We start from the raw sequence: 15,053 nt of genomic DNA on the forward strand, positions 1-15,053 counted from the left end.
TGGAGCACCTTAAAACTGGCAGTTAAACTGTCAGGTAAATTATCTCTTCGTGGATTTGGCGGGACATGGAACTTAAAGCAACTTCATTAGGCAAACGCCTGGCGCAACACCCCTATGACAGGGTTGTTCTCCTCAATGCCGGGGTGAAAGTCTCCGGAGAACGCCATGAATACCTTATTCCGTTTAATCAACTTCTGGCTATCCACTGCAAACGTGGGCTGGTGTGGGGGGAACTGGAGTTCGTTCTGCCTGATGATAAAGTCGTGCGTCTTCACGGCACCGAGTGGGTGGAGACCCAGCGTTTCCATCATCATCTGAATGCGCTCTGGCAACAGTGGAGCCAGGACATGAGCGTGATTGCCGCCCAGGTACTGCAGCAGGTGCTGGATGATATCGCGCAAAGCAACGCGCAGCAAACATGGCTTACCCGCCAGCAGACCGCCGGGTTACAGCAAAAAATCAGGCAGGCGCTCTCCGCGCTGCCGGTATCCGTGACGCGTCTCGATGAGTTCGACAATTGCCGCGATGCCTGGCGTCAGTGTCAGGCCTGGCTAAGCGATATGGATAAGAGCCGGTTCGCCCATAACCAGGCCTGGACTGACACCATGCTCACCCGATACGCCGATTTTTTCAGTACGGTTGAATCTTCACCACTCAATCCCGCCCAGGCACGTGCGGTGGTTAACGGTGAGCAGTCCTTGCTGGTGCTCGCAGGGGCCGGGAGCGGTAAAACATCGGTGCTGGTGGCGCGCGCGGGCTGGCTGCTGACAACCGGGGAAGCCGTCGCTGAACAAATTCTGCTTCTGGCTTTTGGGCGCAAAGCTGCCGAGGAGATGGACGAGCGTATCCAGGAACGCCTGCACACCCGGGATATTACGGCCAGAACCTTCCATGCTCTGGCGTTGTACATCATTCAGCAGGGCAGCAAAAAAGTGCCTGCAGTGAGTAAACTCGAAAACGACACGCAGGCGCGTCAGGCTTTGTTTATCAAAACATGGCGCCAGCAGTGCAGTGAGAAAAAGGCGCAGGCGAAAGGATGGCGTCAGTGGCTGGAGGAAGAACTCAACTGGGAGGTGCCTGAGGGCAGTTTCTGGCAGGATGAAAAACTGGCGCGTCGACTGGGCTCGAGACTTGACCGCTGGGTAAGCCTGATGCGAATGCACGGCGGATCGCAGGCTGAAATGATTGAAAGTGCGCCGGAGGAGATCCGCGATCTGTTTTCAAAGCGGGTTAAACTGATGGCTCCGATGCTAAAAGCCTGGAAAACTGCTCTGAAGGCGGAAAATGCTGTCGATTTCTCTGGCCTTATCCATCAGGCCATTATCATTCTTGAGAAGGGGCGCTTTGTCAGCCCGTGGAAACATATTCTGGTGGATGAATTCCAGGATATCTCACCGCAACGCGCAGCATTGCTTTCGGCGTTACGGGCGCAAAATAAACATACCTCTCTGTTTGCCGTAGGGGATGACTGGCAGGCCATCTACCGCTTTAGCGGCGCGCAGCTTTCGCTGACCACCGCGTTTCATCACTATTTTGGTGAAGGCGATCGTAGCGATCTGGATACCACCTACCGCTTCAATTCCCGTATTGGTGAAATCGCCAATCGCTTTATCCAGCAGAACCCGCATCAGCTGGCCAAGCCGCTTAATAGCCTGCGGCCAGGAGATAAAAAAGCGGTCACCCTGCTGGCGGATGACCAACTTGAACCGCTGCTGGACAAGCTCAGCGGCTATGCGAAGCCCGATGAACGTATTCTGGTGCTGGCCCGCTACCATCATCTGAAACCCGCAGCGCTGGAGAAAGCGGCCACGCGCTGGCCGAAACTGCAGCTTGAATTTATGACGATCCACGCCAGTAAAGGCCAGCAGGCCGACTATGTGATTGTGATAGGGCTGAAAGACGGTAGCGACGGTTTTCCGGCTCCGGTTCGTGAGTCAGTCATGGAGCAGGCTTTACTGCCGATGCCGGAAGATTTCCCGGATGCCGAAGAGCGGCGTTTGCTGTATGTGGCCATCACCCGCGCGCGTCACCGCGTGTGGCTGCTGTTCAATAAAGAAGAGCCGTCGGTGTTTGTTGATATTCTGAAGAATATTGATGTGCCGGTAGTGCGCAAGCCGTAACGTCGTCAGGCTTGTTTTTGTGAGCCGGGTAAGGCGTAGCCGCCACCCGGCTTAAAATTTACTTTAATCTTTCAGACAGATAACGCTGGTAGTCCGGAATAAGGATATCAACCGGCGAGTTAAACTGCGGCGATTCGATGATAAAATCCGCCGTTGAAAGGTTAGTCGCCACTGGAATATTCCAGACGGTGGCAAGGCGCAGCAACGCTTTCACGTCCGGGTCATGCGGAACCGCATTCAGCGGATCCCAGAAGAAAATCAGCACATCAATTTTCCCCTCAGAAATCTGGGCACCTACCTGCTGATCGCCACCCATCGGGCCGCTCAGCATGGCATTGACCTCAAGACCCGTTTCGCGCTGGATCAGGTTACCGGTTGTACCGGTCGCCGAGAGGGTGTGCTTTTCCAGCAAAGACTGATGGCGGCGAACCCAGTTAAGCAGCATTTGTTTACAGTGGTCGTGCGCAACCAGCGCAATGTGTTTGCGTTCAGGTAGCGTGCGTGTTGTCAGTTCCATAATCGTATCCATCAGGTTAACTGGCTACACGATGACGGGAACTGTCTGACGCTGCAAGAGAAAGGCGAAAAAAATGTGGCTTATGATGAAGGTTGTTGCTTCGCCCATTGTAAAAAGCGGGCTCGCGTATCCGGATCGGCCTGCTGGAACCAGAATTTAAGGCGTTGTTCCGTCAGGGTTTGGGACTGAGGAGGAATGACATCCAGTTCAGATACACCGGATAACAGCGTACTGTCGTCTGCCATCATAGTGGCAAACTGGGGAAGCGATGCGCGTTTACCTGCTTTGTTATAGGTCTGGGTTGCGGCCTCATAATCCGGCCCTTTAGGGGATGTGGTCAACGCCAGAATATCAAGCTTCACCGGAATAGGCATCGCATCGCCATCCAGCAGCTCAACGCGTGGTGAGGTGTCAAAGGCCGCAGACTCTTTCTCCGTTTCAAGGCGGGGCAGGGTGATGTTCACCTGACTGATTTGCCGGGTATTAAAACTGACGATCAGCGGCGGGGAGATGTACATCCGTTGTTCATGATTAGCAAGGCCGATCGACTTTTCTACCCGGAAGACCAGCTGATGAGGCCCGTTATCTAGCTCGATGCTGTCTGCGCCGCGTAATAATGAGCTGGAGACTTTTTTTCCGTCCAGAACCAGCAGATCAATGTCGGTAGAGAGCCGGAGCGTGGTCGCAAAGACGCAAACCGGCATCACTAATGCAATCACAGCAGTGGCAATTCCGGTTTTCATAGAAGGCTCCTGTCAGAAATACTGATGTTGCATTAATGTATCTAAATCTTTCGAAAATCATCTTTACTAACATATAGACATATTTCACGGTTTTGCCCTCATACATCTGTATGGGATGGATGGTTGAGATGTGCGCTTTGGCGTACACTTTGAAAAAAACCAGGAGACAAACCATGAGAGAGAACGATATTGCCGAGATTTTGACCTCCACGCGCACCATTGCGCTGGTGGGCGCGAGCGATAAACCGGATCGTCCAAGCTATCGGGTCATGAAATACCTTCTCGATCAGGGTTATCACGTTATCCCGGTGTCACCGAAGGTGGCCGGTAAAAGCTTACTGGGCCAGCAAGGATACGCCACCCTAAACGACGTACCTGAGAAAGTGGATATGGTTGATGTTTTCCGCAATTCTGAGGCGGCGTGGGAAGTGGCGCAAGAGGCCATCGCTATCGGCGCGAAAACGCTGTGGATGCAGTTAGGGGTTATTAACGAGCAAGCTGCTGTGCTGGCTCGCGAGGCTGGTTTGAACGTGGTGATGGACCGCTGCCCGGCGATTGAAATCCCCCGTCTGGGGCTGGCGAAGTAATAAAAAAAAGCCCGATAATCGGGCTTTCTTACACGCTTAGTTCCGCAGGCGTGGAGCCTGTAACTGTTTGCGGATAGTCTGAGCAAGTTCATCCATCGTGGGTTGCTCCGGATGTTCTTCCTGTAGTTCGCTACTCAGCTGCGCTTCAGCAAGATAGGTGTGAACGGGTTGTCCATCGTCACCTTCCATCACCACATGATACCAGGGCGCAGCGCGAAGCTCGGCGTTTACCGCCAGCTCGTCTGCAGACGGTTCATCAAGAGAATACTCCGGGTCGATATCCACGACCACACCCAAATACCCTAGCAAAGTGTGGCGGACCTGCTGGCCGATACCGAATTTGCTGGCAATCATAGTCACCTCCCGGGAAATACGACTTACACGTTATGTGCGGGCAATATTTCTCTTTTCAAGTTACATGACGCGACAGGCAAACCCTTTCAGATAGAGCCCTTCCGGGTAGGTAGCAATCACCGGGTGATCGGCTGCCTGACGGAACTGCTCTATAAATTGTACATCACGGCCAGCATCTATTGCGGCATCGGCGATGATTTTCTGAAATAAATCTGTGGTCATCAGGCCGGAGCAGGAGAACGTAAGCAGCACGCCGCCCGGGTTCAGTAGCTGAATGGCCAGCATGTTGATGTCCTTATAGCCACGGCAGGCACCCATCAGCTGGCTTTTGTTTTCCACAAACTTAGGGGGATCCATGACGATAACGTCGAATTTCTCGCCCTGATCGCGATACTTACGCAGCAGTTTGAAGACATCATCGCGAATAAATTCAGCTTTGCTCACATCCAGCTTGTTCAGCTCAACGTTCTGCTTTGCCACGTCCAGCGCTTCCTGCGAAGTGTCCACGCTCACCACCTGAGCACAGCCGCCCATTAACGCTGAAACGGCAAAACCACCGGTATAGGAGAAGCAGTTCAGCACGCGTTTGTCGGCAACGTACTGACGCGTCGCCAGACGACTGTCGCGCTGGTCGAGGTAGTAACCCGTTTTGTGGCCGCCCTGAATATCCACCAGCAGCTTCATGCCGTGCTCTTCAATCGGCAGCAGGGCAGGCGGCAACTCGCCTGTCACTGGACCCTGGGTCAGCTCCATGCCCTCTTTTTTGCGCACCGCCACATCGCTGCGGTCGTAAATGGCGCATTCCGGGAACAGCGTTTGCAGCGCGCTAATCAACGCCGCACGTTGATATTCAGCACCAGCACTCAGAAGTTGCAACACCAGGAAGTGACCAAAGCGGTCAATGGTGACGCCCGGCAGGCCGTCGGACTCGCCGGCAATCAGGCGGTAGCTGTCCAGTCCGTCGCGTTTTGCCAGCCAGTCGCGCCACTGCTGCGCCTGCTGCAGACGGCGAACGAAGAAGTCGATGTCGATGGTTTCATCTTTATCGAAGGTCCAGACGCGGGCACGGATCTGGGACGCAGGCGAGTAAGCACCTCGCGCTAACCATTTCCCCTGATGGTCAACGATATCAATGGTTTCACCGAGGCTGGCTTTACCTTCCATACGGGCAACCGCGCCGGAAAAGACCCAGGGATGACGGCGCAGTAATGACTTCTCGCGCCCTTTGGCTAACACTAAACGTACACTCATAATTTGCTGTTCTGTCGATTTCAGGAAATGGCGCGTAGAGTAGCACATTCAGCAAGGCGCAATCATCTGCGGATACCGTTGAGCGTTTCGGCACAAAATCAAATCGCTTAAGCACATTACGGCATTGTCGCATGCTTTACCTTAGGGCTTCCGGTTCAGCAAAGGAAACCCCCATGAAAAAGCGCAGTGCAATCGCAATAACCGTTCTGGCGGCAATGAGTTTTCAGGTTTTAGCAGCAACGCCTTTCCGCATTACCAGCCAGGATATCTCTGGCGAACGCCGGTTGGCGCAACAGCAGGTGTTTGAGGGATTTGGCTGCCACGGTGGAAATAGCTCTCCACAGCTGGCATGGAAAAATCCGCCCGCCGCGACGAAAAGCTTTGCCGTCACGGTATATGATCCGGATGCGCCCACCGGTAGCGGCTGGTGGCACTGGACCGTAGCCAATATACCGGCGAAGACAATGACGCTGCCCGCTGATGCCGGTAACCCGAACGGCGAGAAATTACCTGCCGGCGTTGTGCAGGGACGTAATGATTTCGGCTATTCTGGTTTCGGCGGTGCATGTCCACCCGCAGGGGACAAACCTCACCGTTATCAGATTACCGTCTGGGCCCTGGACGTGGATAAACTGCCCGTCGACAAAAATGCCAGCGGCGCGCTGGTCGGCTTTATGATCAATAGTCACGTTCTGGCAAAAGCTCAGTTAACAGCGACCTACAGTAGATAAGGATGGCGGAGTGCAGGAGTTCCATTTTCGACATAAACATCTCACGGCGGGTGAAGTGAGTGCCAGCAAAATGCATCGCCTGCATCAGGTCAAACTCTTTTTTCCGGCTATTTGTCATATCACGCACGGCAGTAAGGTAATTGTTCAGGATGACAACCGGCTGGTGGCGACACGGGACGAGCTCATCATTATCCCTGCTAATACGGTGATGGAGATTATCAATCAGCCCGCGAACGGCATGTTTCGATCGGACTTGCTGATGTTGTCCCCGGAGATCGTTGCCGAGTTTAAAGCGCATTATCTGAAATCCTGGCCGCGCACGACATTACATTCGCTCTGTGCCCCACTGAGCGAGGGGCTGGCGTTTATGTGGGATAACCTGCTGCATGCCGTGCGTCAGGATTTACCAGAGGCGCTACAAAAGCATCAGGCCTTCGGTCTTTTACTGGCCTTGCTGCATGATGGCGTGGCAGGTCCGCTGCTTATTGAGCGAAATATTAACCTGACCGAACAGGTGCGGCAGTTCATTATGCTGTCGCCCGCCAGAGCCTGGACCGCGCAGGACATCGCCAGCCGTCTGGCCTTGAGCGTGCCGACGCTTCGCAGAAGGTTACGTGAAGAGTCGCAGAGCTTTCGCCAGATTGTGGAGGAGGTGAGGATGGCCGTTGCGCTGTCACAGTTACAGTCAACCCGATTACCGATTGGCGAAATCGCATTACAATGTGGGTATCTTTCCAGTTCTCGTTTCACCGCCCGTTTCCGGCAACACTATGGCTGTTTACCGAAAACGCTACGTTAAGGAGAAGCAAAATGGCAAAAGTCTGCACCATCGCCTGGGTTCACGGTGTCGTTCAGGGCGTCGGCTTCCGCTACAGCACCCAGCGCGAAGCGATTGAGCTTGGGCTAACGGGATACGCGCGAAACATGGATGACGGTAGCGTTGAGGTGGTGGCCTGCGGCGAAGCGGAGCAGGTCGATAAGCTGGTGGCGTGGCTGAAAGCGGGCGGTCCGCGCAGCGCGCGGGTTGATAAGGTGTTAACAGAACCGCATCAACCCGGTCGGGAATACGTTAATTTCGGTATTCGCTACTAAATACACTTCACCGGTTTTGGCAGGCCGGCAATTTTGGTGGCCTGCTTTGCCGGGCCTTTAGGGAACAGGCGATAGAGATAGCGGCTGTTGCCTTTCTCTTCGCCGAACTTATTGGCCATGGCTTTGACCAGCATGCGGATAGCCGGAGAGGTGTTGAATTCAAGATAGAACTCGCGGACAAAACGCACCACTTCCCAGTGTTCGGGGGAGAGGGTGATGGCTTCTTTCTCTGCAATCACTTCCGCCAGCGCTTCGCTCCACTGGCTGCTCTCTTTCAGATAACCGTCGTTATCGGTCTCAATCTCTTTGCCTTCAAAACTCAACATTATCATTCACACGTCAGTCAAAAACCGCAACAGTGTACCAAAAAACAAAGCCCCGCATAAGCGGGGCCAGGTTCACAGCGCTGTGGCTTAATCGCGGCTGGCGAAGCCCAGGATGCTCAGCAGGCTGACGAAGATGTTGTACAGCGACACATACAGGCTCACGGTAGCGCGGATGTAGTTCGTCTCACCGCCGCGAATGATGTTGCTGGTTTCAAACAGGATCGCGCCTGAAGAAATCAGAATAAACACGGCGCTAATCGCCAGATGCAGGGCCGGCAGCTGCAGGAAGATGTTTGCCACCATACCCACCAGCACCACTACAACACCCGCCATCAGCATGCCGCCGAGGAAGGACATATCCTTACGGGTGGTCAGCACGTAGGCCGAGCAGCAGAAGAACACCAGCGCGGTACCGCCCAGCGCCATGCCGATAAGGTCGCCCATTCCGGCAGACAGATACGCGTTCAGCATCGGCCCCAGGATGTAGCCCAGGAAGCCTGTGAAGGCAAACGCGGACAGAATACCGACGGGTTTGTCAGCGGTTTTGTAGGTCAGGAACATCAGACCATACATGCCCACCAGCGTCAGGATCAGCCCCGGAGACGGCAGCATCAGCACGGTGCTGGCGGTTGCAGTGATCGCTGAAAACGCCAGCGTCAGGCTAAGCATGAAATAGGTATTGCGCAGCACCTTGTGGGTGCTGAGTAGCGATGTGCGGTCGCGTGAGGAAGTAATTATACGATCCATGAGTCACTCTCTTATGACAGATGTAATTAACGGAAAGAATAGGAAACGGCGCGCCAGTCTCAAAGTGGTTTTACCCATCTTTACTCAGTACGTTAGCGCTTGAGGTGGTTATTTCATCTGCAGAAGTCCGTTTCACCAGTATGAACAGCGGTTTGCAAGTATTTATCAGATCAACCTCTTATAGGTTACTGAAAAATATTGCGTTATTACCATTAGAACGCTAAGAGTTATCTCCGGATCGTCATAAACAGACAATAAGGCGAAGGACATGAAACCACAAACACGCACTCACTTTACGCTCTCTTTGCTAACCGCCGGGATTCTGTGCGCCAGCACGGCATCCTGGGCGGCTAACGTGCCAGCAGGAACCCAACTGGCAGAGAAACAGGAACTGGTCAGGAATAATGGCAGCGAACCGGCTTCGCTCGATCCCCACAAAGTCGAAAGCGATGTCGAATTCAATATTATCAGTGATTTATTCGAAGGACTGGTAAGCGTCTCCCCGACAGGCGAAGTCCAGCCCCGACTGGCGGAAAAATGGGAGAACAAGGACAATACCGTCTGGACGTTCCATTTGCGCCCGGGCATCACCTGGAGCGATGGCACGGCCATTACCGCAGAAGATGTGGTCTGGAGCTGGCAGCGCCTGATCGACCCGAAAACCGCTTCACCGTATGCCAGCTATCCGGGCAACATGCATATCGCTAACGCGGCCGATATCGCACAGGGGAAAAAAGCACCGGATACGCTGGGCGTAAAAGCAATCAATGACACGACGCTGGAGGTGACGCTCACGCAGCCAAACGCGGCTTTCCTCGCGATGCTGGCGCACCCGTCGCTGGTGCCGGTGGATAAAGTGCTGATTGGTCAGTTCGGCGACAAGTGGACCAAACCGGAGCATTTCGTCAGCAGCGGGGCGTATAAGCTGTCGCAGTGGGTGGTCAATGAACGCATCGTGGCGGAGCGCAACCCGCGCTACTGGGATAACGCACACACCGTCATCAACAAAGTAACCTATCTGCCCATCACGTCTGAGGCCTCAGATGTAAACCGCTATAAAGCGGGCGAAATTGATATTGTATATACGGTGCCGATCAACCAGTTCGCTCAGCTCAAGAAAACCCTGGGCACTCAACTGGATGTCTCTCCGCAGTTGGCGACCTATTACTATGAATTCAATACCACCCGGCCGCCGTTCAACGACGCACGCGTGCGTAAGGCGCTGAACATGGCGCTGGATAAAGACATTATTGCCGGGAAAGTATTAGGGCAGGGGCAGCGCCCGGCGTGGCTCATCAGCCAGCCCGATATTGGCGGTGTTAAGCTACAGAATCCGGATTACGCCAGTTGGCCGCTGGACAAGCGCATCGCTGAGGCGAAAAAACTGCTGAACGAGGCCGGGTATAACGCCAGCCATCCGCTGAGCTTCAACCTGCTCTACAACACCTCTGAATCGCACCAGCGTATCGCCATTGCGGCCAGCTCCATGTGGAAGAAAAATCTCGGCGTGGACGCGAAGCTGCAAAATCAGGAGTGGAAAACCATGCTGGATACCATGCACACCCACAACTTTGATGCGGTGCGCTACGCGTGGATTGCCGATTACGACGATGCGGCGACGTTCCTGAACAACTTCCGTACCGGTGACAGTGAAAACACCAGTCAGTACAGCAACCTGGAATACGATCAGGCCCTGGTTAACGCTGCAAAAGCCAAAACCACGGCTGAGCGCGGCAAATTCTACCAGCAGGCGGAAGATTTACTGGGACGCGATGTGCCGGCTATTCCGGTTTATCACTACGTCCGTACGCACCTGGTGAAACCCTGGGTAGGGGGATTTACGCCGGATAAGCTGGGGTACTATTTCACTAAAGACATGTACATCAAAAAACATTAAGCCAGTGCTGATAAAATCGTCGATGTGTCGTCAGTTCAACCGATTAAACACATTTTGACTATTTTTACAGCGAACGAATGGCTGTACTCTTTACAGCACACGGTGAGGTGTTTATAGTTCGCCTCACTTAGGAAGTGTGGCCGAGCGGTTGAAGGCACCGGTCTTGAAAACCGGCGACCCGAAAGGGTTCCAGAGTTCGAATCTCTGCGCTTCCGCCAGATATAAACCCCAGGTTACTCGTTGACCTGGGGTTTTTCTTTTTGATTGAACGATCCTGCTCACACTTTTAAAACCTCGTTATTTCCCGGTAAAAACCAGACGTTATCATTCATCCCGTAAATATTTTTCATCTCTTACCGAGGCTTTGATGCTGGAGAATGTGTTCATCAGATAATCAGTTTCCCGCCCTTCTCAGGACGGACTGATTATCGCTGCGCTTAAACCTTACGCACGCACCTGTGGGTGTGGGCTCGTTTTTACGCATGATGATTACACAGGTTTTCCAGTATGAATTTATCCCGTCAGGAACAACGTACCTTACACGTTCTCGCCAAAGGTGGACGTATTGTGCACGTCCGCGACAGTTCAGGCCGCGTTACTTCCGTTGAGTGCTATACCCGTGAAGGACTGGTGCTGAGCGACTGCACGCTTAACGTCTTTAAAAAACTTCGCACTAAAAAGCTGATCCGTTCCGTGAACGGGCAGCCTTACCGCATCAATACCACCGGGCTGAACAACGTCCGCGCCGAGTTGGATAATCGCTAAGCGAAATAAACAACGCCACCTTTGGGTGGCGTTGAACGTGACGTTTAAGAGCGAATAAAGGCCAGAATATCAGCGTTGATGGTGTCCGCATGGGTGGTATGCATCCCGTGCGGGAAGCCCGGATAAATTTTCAGCACGCTGTTCGCCAGCAGCTTGTCCTGCAGAAGGGCTGCATTTTTATAGGGCACGACCTGATCGTCGTCGCCCTGCATCACCAGAACGGGGACCGTGATGGTTTTTAAATCTTCCGTCTGGTCGGTCTCAGAAAACGCCTTAATTCCCTCATAGTGGGCCCTGGCGCTTCCGATCATTCCCTGACGCCACCAGTTCTGGATCGTACCCTGTGAAACGTCTGCCCCGTCCCGATTAAAACCGTAGAAAGGACCGCTGGCGACGTCGAGGTAAAACTGAGCTCGGTTAGCCGCCAGCGCTTTGCGGAAGCCGTCGAAAACCTCGATGGGCGTTCCGCCGGGGTTCGTCTCCGTTTTTACCATCAGAGGTGGCACGGCGCTGACGAGTACCGCTTTGGCGACGCGGCTCTGCGGTTGACCGTACCGGGCGACATAGCGGGCGACCTGGCCGCCGCCGGTGGAGTGACCGACGTGCACGGCATTGTGCAGATCCAGGCTTTCAACCACGGCTGACGCATCTGCCGCATAATGATCCATATCGTGGCCTTCACTCACCTGGTCCGAACGCCCATGACCACGACGATCGATAGCGATAACGCGATAGCCTTCTGCAAGGAAGAAGAGCATCTGGTTATCCCAGTCATCGGCACTCAACGGCCAGCCGTGGTGGAAAACAATGGGTTGAGCCTCTTTTGGGCCCCAGTCTTTGTAGTAAATGTTGACGCCGTCTTTCGTGGTTACGAATGCCATACAGCAGATTCCTCTGTTATAGACAACACGATCGCATGCCGAGTGCAAAGCGAATCATAATCTCTTAATTAAGTTGGCTTTTTATGTTTTCCGTACCGACAGTACTCCTAAAGTGTAGGAGAAAATAAAAGCAGTGGGTTTCATTTCTGTGAAAGGCATTCATTTTGCCTGGAGGCCAGAGGAGGGAGCAAATGAAGGCCCTGGAGCAACCCTCCAGAGCCTTCAGAACAACGTTAACGTCAGGGGCGTTTAGCGGTTTTCTTCAATATAGCGGGCCAGATCCGCCGGGGTTTTCAGCACCGTTGCGACGTCTGTTGGAGGGATCATACAGCCGTAAACGTCCTGCACTTCCAGTACCATGTCGACCGCCAGAATGGAGTCGAGAATGTCGGATTCAATCAGTTCATCGTGAAAGCCCACCTTGCGGGATAACACTTTTTCGAACAGGGCGAGAATTTCTTGTTCCATAATTTTTCCTGGAGTTATTAATTTGTGCGGGCGTAAGCGTCCAGCAACTTGCGGTCAATTTTGCCGTTAGGATTCAGCGGCAAAGCGTCTTTTACGATAATTTGTGAAGGCACCATATAGGGTGGAACTACCTTCGACAGCGAGGTTTTGATCGCCTCCGGCGCCATATCCGTCACGCAGAATGCGGCAATGCGCAGCACGCTGCCGCAGGATTTCATCAGCGGCAGCACCACGGCTTCGTTGATGCCGGACATAGCCAGCAGGCGGTTTTCAATCTCGTTGATTTCAATACGGTAGCCATTCAGCTTGACCTGGCTATCGTTGCGGCCCTGGCAATAGATGAGCCCATCTTCATAGCCCAGATCGCCTGTCCGGTAACCGCGGAACATTTCACTCTCCCGACGCAATAATTTTGCTGCGTTCTCCTGAGGGAGACCGAGGTAGCCGCGCATGACGTTTTTACCCCAGATAATCAGCTCGCCCTCGGCGGAAATTTCCATTCTGCTGTCGGGCATCATGACCCCAACCGGCAGCACGGCGCTGTCGCTGTTGAGGATCTCATCCGTTATCTCGACCACGGTTGTCGCGATGGTCGCTTCCGTTGGGCCATAGGAGTTAATGATTTTGGCCTGCGGGAAACGGCGGCGTAACTGTTTAACCAGCGCTTTATTTAACACTTCACCAATAAAGATAAAGACGTTCAGTGCAGGCAAATACTCACTGTTGAACTGCGGTGAAAGCAGCTGCTGGTATGCAAAAGAGGGGGTGGAAATCCAGGCTGAAACGGCGTTGATTTTCAGTCGCTCCAGCCAGTTCTCTTTCTGAATATCGTCTTTGGCGTTCAGCACGATATGTCCGCCCATTGCCAGATTTGCCAGCAAAGGGATCAGGGAGAGATCAAAGCTGAACACCGCGTGGTTCATCAGGACCGGTTTTTCCGGCAGTGAAAAGTCCTGGCTGACCCACTTCATGAAGTGCCACACGCTTTCACGCCCAATCTGCACCCCTTTAGGCTTGCCGGTGCTGCCTGAGGTAAACATGATATAGGCCAGATCCTGCTCCTCCAGAACCTTGCCCGCCTCGCCGGTGGCAATGAACTGCTTTGTTGCCACGTCATAGTAGTATGGGGCACTGGCCAGATGGCAGATCTCACGCAGTCGTTCCTGCGGATAAATACAGTCCACCGGGATGTACGGAATGTTGTGCAGCAGGCAGCTATAAATAGCCACCGCGAACTCAGCCTGCTGATGACCGTACAATACCACCGGTGTGCCGTCGCCAGGCTGGCAGCGTCGATAACGCTGCGCCCAGTCCGCCACGGCGGAGGAAAGTTGCAACCAGCTTAAGGCTTCGTCGCTGCCGGTGATGGCCAGCTGCTGCGGAGAGGCAGGATCGAACAATGCTGCACGTAAGAAATCCTGCAGTTCCTGAAGATCAGAGTGATTTTTCATAGAGGTGACATTCCACTAAAGATGTAAAGGGAGCCCGCGGCGCTTCCCAGCGTCAGAATTCGCCCCAAAAACGCAACAGCCGGATACTGCAAGCCGCGGTTCAATGCCGGGCTGCGTTTGGCTGACCACAGCAGCATGTTATGAGCAACAGAAATTGCGCCAAACAGCGCGCCGCTAATGACGTAATGGCGTTCCAGGCCATTCCATGCCCCCATACAGAACAGGGTGCAAAAAATACCGATATTTTGCGCCAGCGTTTTGTTCTGGCGGAAAAAATTGACCTTCATCAGGTTCATATAGACGGGCATAAAGACCACATCACGCAGCCATTCAGACAGGCTGATGTGGAAGCGACGCCAGAAATCCTGCGGGTTTTTCGCAAGAAGCGGCATATTGAAGTTTGCCGGAATATTCAGCCCGAACAGGCGGCCTGCGCCGATGGCCATATTGCTGTAACCCGCAAAATCAAAGTAGAGGTAGGCGCTATAGGCAATCGACATCACCACGCCCACGGTCAGCGTAAACGGCTTATGGCTCCAGGGCTGTACGACAAGCGAATCGATCAGCATGGCAAACAGGAACTTCTGGATAATGCCGGTAATGATTTGCTCTAAGGCCACTAAAAACTGTTCACGGTTAAGAGCAAACACGGGCTTGCTGACATCATTCATCCATGTCCGCCAGCGGTACATAGGGCCAGCCAGGATAATAAAAGGCATAAAGAGATAGCAGAAATAATGCAGGAAATTCTGGCCTTCTTTTTTACTGCGATAGAGCAATACATCAATTGCGCGGAACGTCATAAAAGAGAGGCCAATCATGCCCCAGTGGTTATTTAAGTGTAATTTCACCAGGAACAACGGCAATAATGTTAAAACGACCGCCTGCCACGTTTTTAACCATCCTTTGGCTTTTAACGTGGCGAAAACATAAAAACTGAAAAAAACGGCTACGGGAACAAGGTAATCACCCTGAAAAATATAGCCCCAACCTAATGCTGTCAGTATGGAGAATGCTGATAACCAGGTCAGACGATGGCGTAATACGCGGTTAACCGCCGCAAACACCAGGGCGGATGAAAACAAATAGACAAAAAACATTCCTGAGCTATACATCATTCGGC

General features: G+C 53.3%; 17 protein-coding genes and 1 tRNA gene. 8 read left to right on the forward strand and 10 right to left on the reverse strand.

What is annotated here, in order from left to right; all coding sequences use genetic code 11:
- Positions 1 to 65 precede the first annotated feature (65 nt).
- The gene (gene helD / locus AAHF05_RS07515; RefSeq protein ID WP_129324414.1) at positions 66 to 2,120 is read left to right on the forward strand and encodes a DNA helicase IV; all 2,055 of its coding nucleotides are present in this window, start codon (positions 66 to 68) and stop codon (positions 2,118 to 2,120) included.
- A gap of 58 nt (positions 2,121 to 2,178) precedes the next feature.
- On the opposite strand, the gene mgsA is transcribed toward helD, so the two are convergent.
- Positions 2,179 to 2,637 carry a methylglyoxal synthase gene (gene mgsA, locus AAHF05_RS07520; protein WP_049006707.1) on the reverse strand — a complete coding sequence of 153 codons (459 nt, stop codon included), beginning with the start codon at positions 2,635 to 2,637 and terminating at the stop codon, positions 2,179 to 2,181.
- Between the two features lie 80 nt (positions 2,638 to 2,717).
- Positions 2,718 to 3,380 carry a DUF2057 family protein gene (locus tag AAHF05_RS07525; RefSeq protein WP_028019207.1) on the reverse strand — a complete coding sequence of 221 codons (663 nt, stop codon included), beginning with the start codon at positions 3,378 to 3,380 and terminating at the stop codon, positions 2,718 to 2,720.
- A gap of 173 nt (positions 3,381 to 3,553) precedes the next feature.
- Here AAHF05_RS07525 and AAHF05_RS07530 point away from each other — a divergent pair, with 173 nt between their 5' ends.
- On the forward strand, positions 3,554 to 3,967 hold the full coding sequence (locus AAHF05_RS07530; RefSeq protein WP_032666992.1) for a CoA-binding protein: 414 nt from the start codon (positions 3,554 to 3,556) through the stop codon (positions 3,965 to 3,967).
- Between the two features lie 36 nt (positions 3,968 to 4,003).
- Here AAHF05_RS07530 and hspQ read toward each other — a convergent pair whose 3' ends face one another.
- Together hspQ and rlmI are read right to left on the reverse strand one after the other, a co-directional pair.
- Positions 4,004 to 4,321: a heat shock protein HspQ gene (hspQ, locus tag AAHF05_RS07535; RefSeq protein WP_008499919.1), complete on the reverse strand. Its 318-nt coding sequence runs from the start codon at positions 4,319 to 4,321 to the stop codon at positions 4,004 to 4,006.
- Positions 4,322 to 4,381: 60 nt separating this feature from the next.
- On the reverse strand, positions 4,382 to 5,572 hold the full coding sequence (gene rlmI, locus AAHF05_RS07540) for a 23S rRNA (cytosine(1962)-C(5))-methyltransferase RlmI (protein WP_129324415.1): 1,191 nt from the start codon (positions 5,570 to 5,572) through the stop codon (positions 4,382 to 4,384).
- Positions 5,573 to 5,745: 173 nt separating this feature from the next.
- Between rlmI and AAHF05_RS07545 the strand changes: the two genes are divergently transcribed.
- From AAHF05_RS07545 to yccX, 3 genes are read left to right on the forward strand one after another with little or no spacing between them, the layout of a single operon-like run.
- Complete coding sequence (locus AAHF05_RS07545) at positions 5,746 to 6,303, forward strand: kinase inhibitor (protein WP_129324416.1); 558 nt, start codon at positions 5,746 to 5,748, stop codon at positions 6,301 to 6,303.
- A 10-nt stretch (positions 6,304 to 6,313) separates the two neighbouring features.
- A complete protein-coding gene (locus tag AAHF05_RS07550) occupies positions 6,314 to 7,102 on the forward strand; it encodes an AraC family transcriptional regulator (RefSeq protein ID WP_049006715.1) in 789 nt (262 codons plus the stop codon).
- Between the two features lie 11 nt (positions 7,103 to 7,113).
- On the forward strand, positions 7,114 to 7,395 hold the full coding sequence (gene yccX, locus AAHF05_RS07555) for an acylphosphatase (RefSeq protein WP_049006717.1): 282 nt from the start codon (positions 7,114 to 7,116) through the stop codon (positions 7,393 to 7,395).
- On the opposite strand, the gene tusE is transcribed toward yccX, so the two are convergent.
- Positions 7,392 to 7,721, reverse strand: a complete 330-nt coding sequence (gene tusE, locus AAHF05_RS07560) for a sulfurtransferase TusE (protein ID WP_028019201.1) — start codon at positions 7,719 to 7,721, stop codon at positions 7,392 to 7,394. The two genes, yccX and tusE, sit on opposite strands and share 4 nt — an antisense overlap.
- Positions 7,722 to 7,808: 87 nt before the next feature.
- Positions 7,809 to 8,468, reverse strand: coding sequence for an FtsH protease modulator YccA (gene yccA, locus AAHF05_RS07565; RefSeq protein WP_023335168.1), 660 nt, complete (start codon positions 8,466 to 8,468; stop codon positions 7,809 to 7,811).
- A 268-nt stretch (positions 8,469 to 8,736) separates the two neighbouring features.
- Here yccA and AAHF05_RS07570 point away from each other — a divergent pair, with 268 nt between their 5' ends.
- The 3 genes from AAHF05_RS07570 (at position 8,737) to AAHF05_RS07580 (ending at position 11,130) form a co-directional block, all read left to right on the forward strand.
- Complete coding sequence (locus AAHF05_RS07570) at positions 8,737 to 10,365, forward strand: ABC transporter substrate-binding protein (protein ID WP_129324417.1); 1,629 nt, start codon at positions 8,737 to 8,739, stop codon at positions 10,363 to 10,365.
- Positions 10,366 to 10,495: 130 nt separating this feature from the next.
- Positions 10,496 to 10,583, forward strand: a tRNA-Ser gene (locus AAHF05_RS07575).
- A 289-nt stretch (positions 10,584 to 10,872) separates the two neighbouring features.
- Positions 10,873 to 11,130, forward strand: coding sequence for a YjhX family toxin (locus AAHF05_RS07580; RefSeq protein WP_028019199.1), 258 nt, complete (start codon positions 10,873 to 10,875; stop codon positions 11,128 to 11,130).
- A 44-nt stretch (positions 11,131 to 11,174) separates the two neighbouring features.
- Here the strand turns inward: AAHF05_RS07580 and AAHF05_RS07585 are convergent, their stop codons facing one another.
- The 4 genes from AAHF05_RS07585 to AAHF05_RS07600 form a co-directional block, all read right to left on the reverse strand.
- Positions 11,175 to 12,011 (reverse strand): alpha/beta fold hydrolase, encoded by an 837-nt coding sequence (locus AAHF05_RS07585; protein WP_129324418.1) that lies wholly within the window; start codon positions 12,009 to 12,011, stop codon positions 11,175 to 11,177.
- A gap of 249 nt (positions 12,012 to 12,260) precedes the next feature.
- Positions 12,261 to 12,479 (reverse strand): acyl carrier protein, encoded by a 219-nt coding sequence (locus AAHF05_RS07590; RefSeq protein ID WP_008499867.1) that lies wholly within the window; start codon positions 12,477 to 12,479, stop codon positions 12,261 to 12,263.
- A gap of 17 nt (positions 12,480 to 12,496) precedes the next feature.
- Entirely contained in the window at positions 12,497 to 13,930 is a 1,434-nt protein-coding gene (locus AAHF05_RS07595) for an AMP-binding protein (protein ID WP_129324419.1), read from the reverse strand.
- Positions 13,927 to 15,045, reverse strand: coding sequence for an MBOAT family O-acyltransferase (locus AAHF05_RS07600; RefSeq protein WP_049008462.1), 1,119 nt, complete (start codon positions 15,043 to 15,045; stop codon positions 13,927 to 13,929). Before AAHF05_RS07600 ends, AAHF05_RS07595 begins: the two co-directional genes overlap by 4 nt.
- Between the last annotated feature and the right edge of the window lie 8 nt (positions 15,046 to 15,053).

It is taken from the genome of Enterobacter adelaidei, from assembly GCF_041937165.1.
Taxonomy (GTDB): domain Bacteria; phylum Pseudomonadota; class Gammaproteobacteria; order Enterobacterales; family Enterobacteriaceae; genus Enterobacter; species Enterobacter adelaidei.

Bases quoted from the DNA above. Each gene is read 5' to 3' on its own strand.
- AAHF05_RS07545 (WP_129324416.1), top strand. From the start codon at position 5,746: ATGAAAAAGCGCAGTGCAATCGCAATAACCGTTCTGGCGGCAATGAGT.
- tusE (WP_028019201.1), bottom strand. From the start codon at position 7,721: ATGTTGAGTTTTGAAGGCAAAGAGATTGAGACCGATAACGACGGTTAT.
- mgsA (WP_049006707.1), bottom strand. From the start codon at position 2,637: ATGGAACTGACAACACGCACGCTACCTGAACGCAAACACATTGCGCTG.
- yccA (WP_023335168.1), bottom strand. From the start codon at position 8,468: ATGGATCGTATAATTACTTCCTCACGCGACCGCACATCGCTACTCAGC.
- rlmI (WP_129324415.1), bottom strand. From the start codon at position 5,572: ATGAGTGTACGTTTAGTGTTAGCCAAAGGGCGCGAGAAGTCATTACTG.
- yccX (WP_049006717.1), top strand. From the start codon at position 7,114: ATGGCAAAAGTCTGCACCATCGCCTGGGTTCACGGTGTCGTTCAGGGC.
- AAHF05_RS07590 (WP_008499867.1), bottom strand. From the start codon at position 12,479: ATGGAACAAGAAATTCTCGCCCTGTTCGAAAAAGTGTTATCCCGCAAG.
- AAHF05_RS07600 (WP_049008462.1), bottom strand. From the start codon at position 15,045: ATGTATAGCTCAGGAATGTTTTTTGTCTATTTGTTTTCATCCGCCCTG.
- helD (WP_129324414.1), top strand. From the start codon at position 66: ATGGAACTTAAAGCAACTTCATTAGGCAAACGCCTGGCGCAACACCCC.
- AAHF05_RS07595 (WP_129324419.1), bottom strand. From the start codon at position 13,930: ATGAAAAATCACTCTGATCTTCAGGAACTGCAGGATTTCTTACGTGCA.
- AAHF05_RS07580 (WP_028019199.1), top strand. From the start codon at position 10,873: ATGAATTTATCCCGTCAGGAACAACGTACCTTACACGTTCTCGCCAAA.
- hspQ (WP_008499919.1), bottom strand. From the start codon at position 4,321: ATGATTGCCAGCAAATTCGGTATCGGCCAGCAGGTCCGCCACACTTTG.
- AAHF05_RS07570 (WP_129324417.1), top strand. From the start codon at position 8,737: ATGAAACCACAAACACGCACTCACTTTACGCTCTCTTTGCTAACCGCC.
- AAHF05_RS07585 (WP_129324418.1), bottom strand. From the start codon at position 12,011: ATGGCATTCGTAACCACGAAAGACGGCGTCAACATTTACTACAAAGAC.
- AAHF05_RS07525 (WP_028019207.1), bottom strand. From the start codon at position 3,380: ATGAAAACCGGAATTGCCACTGCTGTGATTGCATTAGTGATGCCGGTT.
- AAHF05_RS07530 (WP_032666992.1), top strand. From the start codon at position 3,554: ATGAGAGAGAACGATATTGCCGAGATTTTGACCTCCACGCGCACCATT.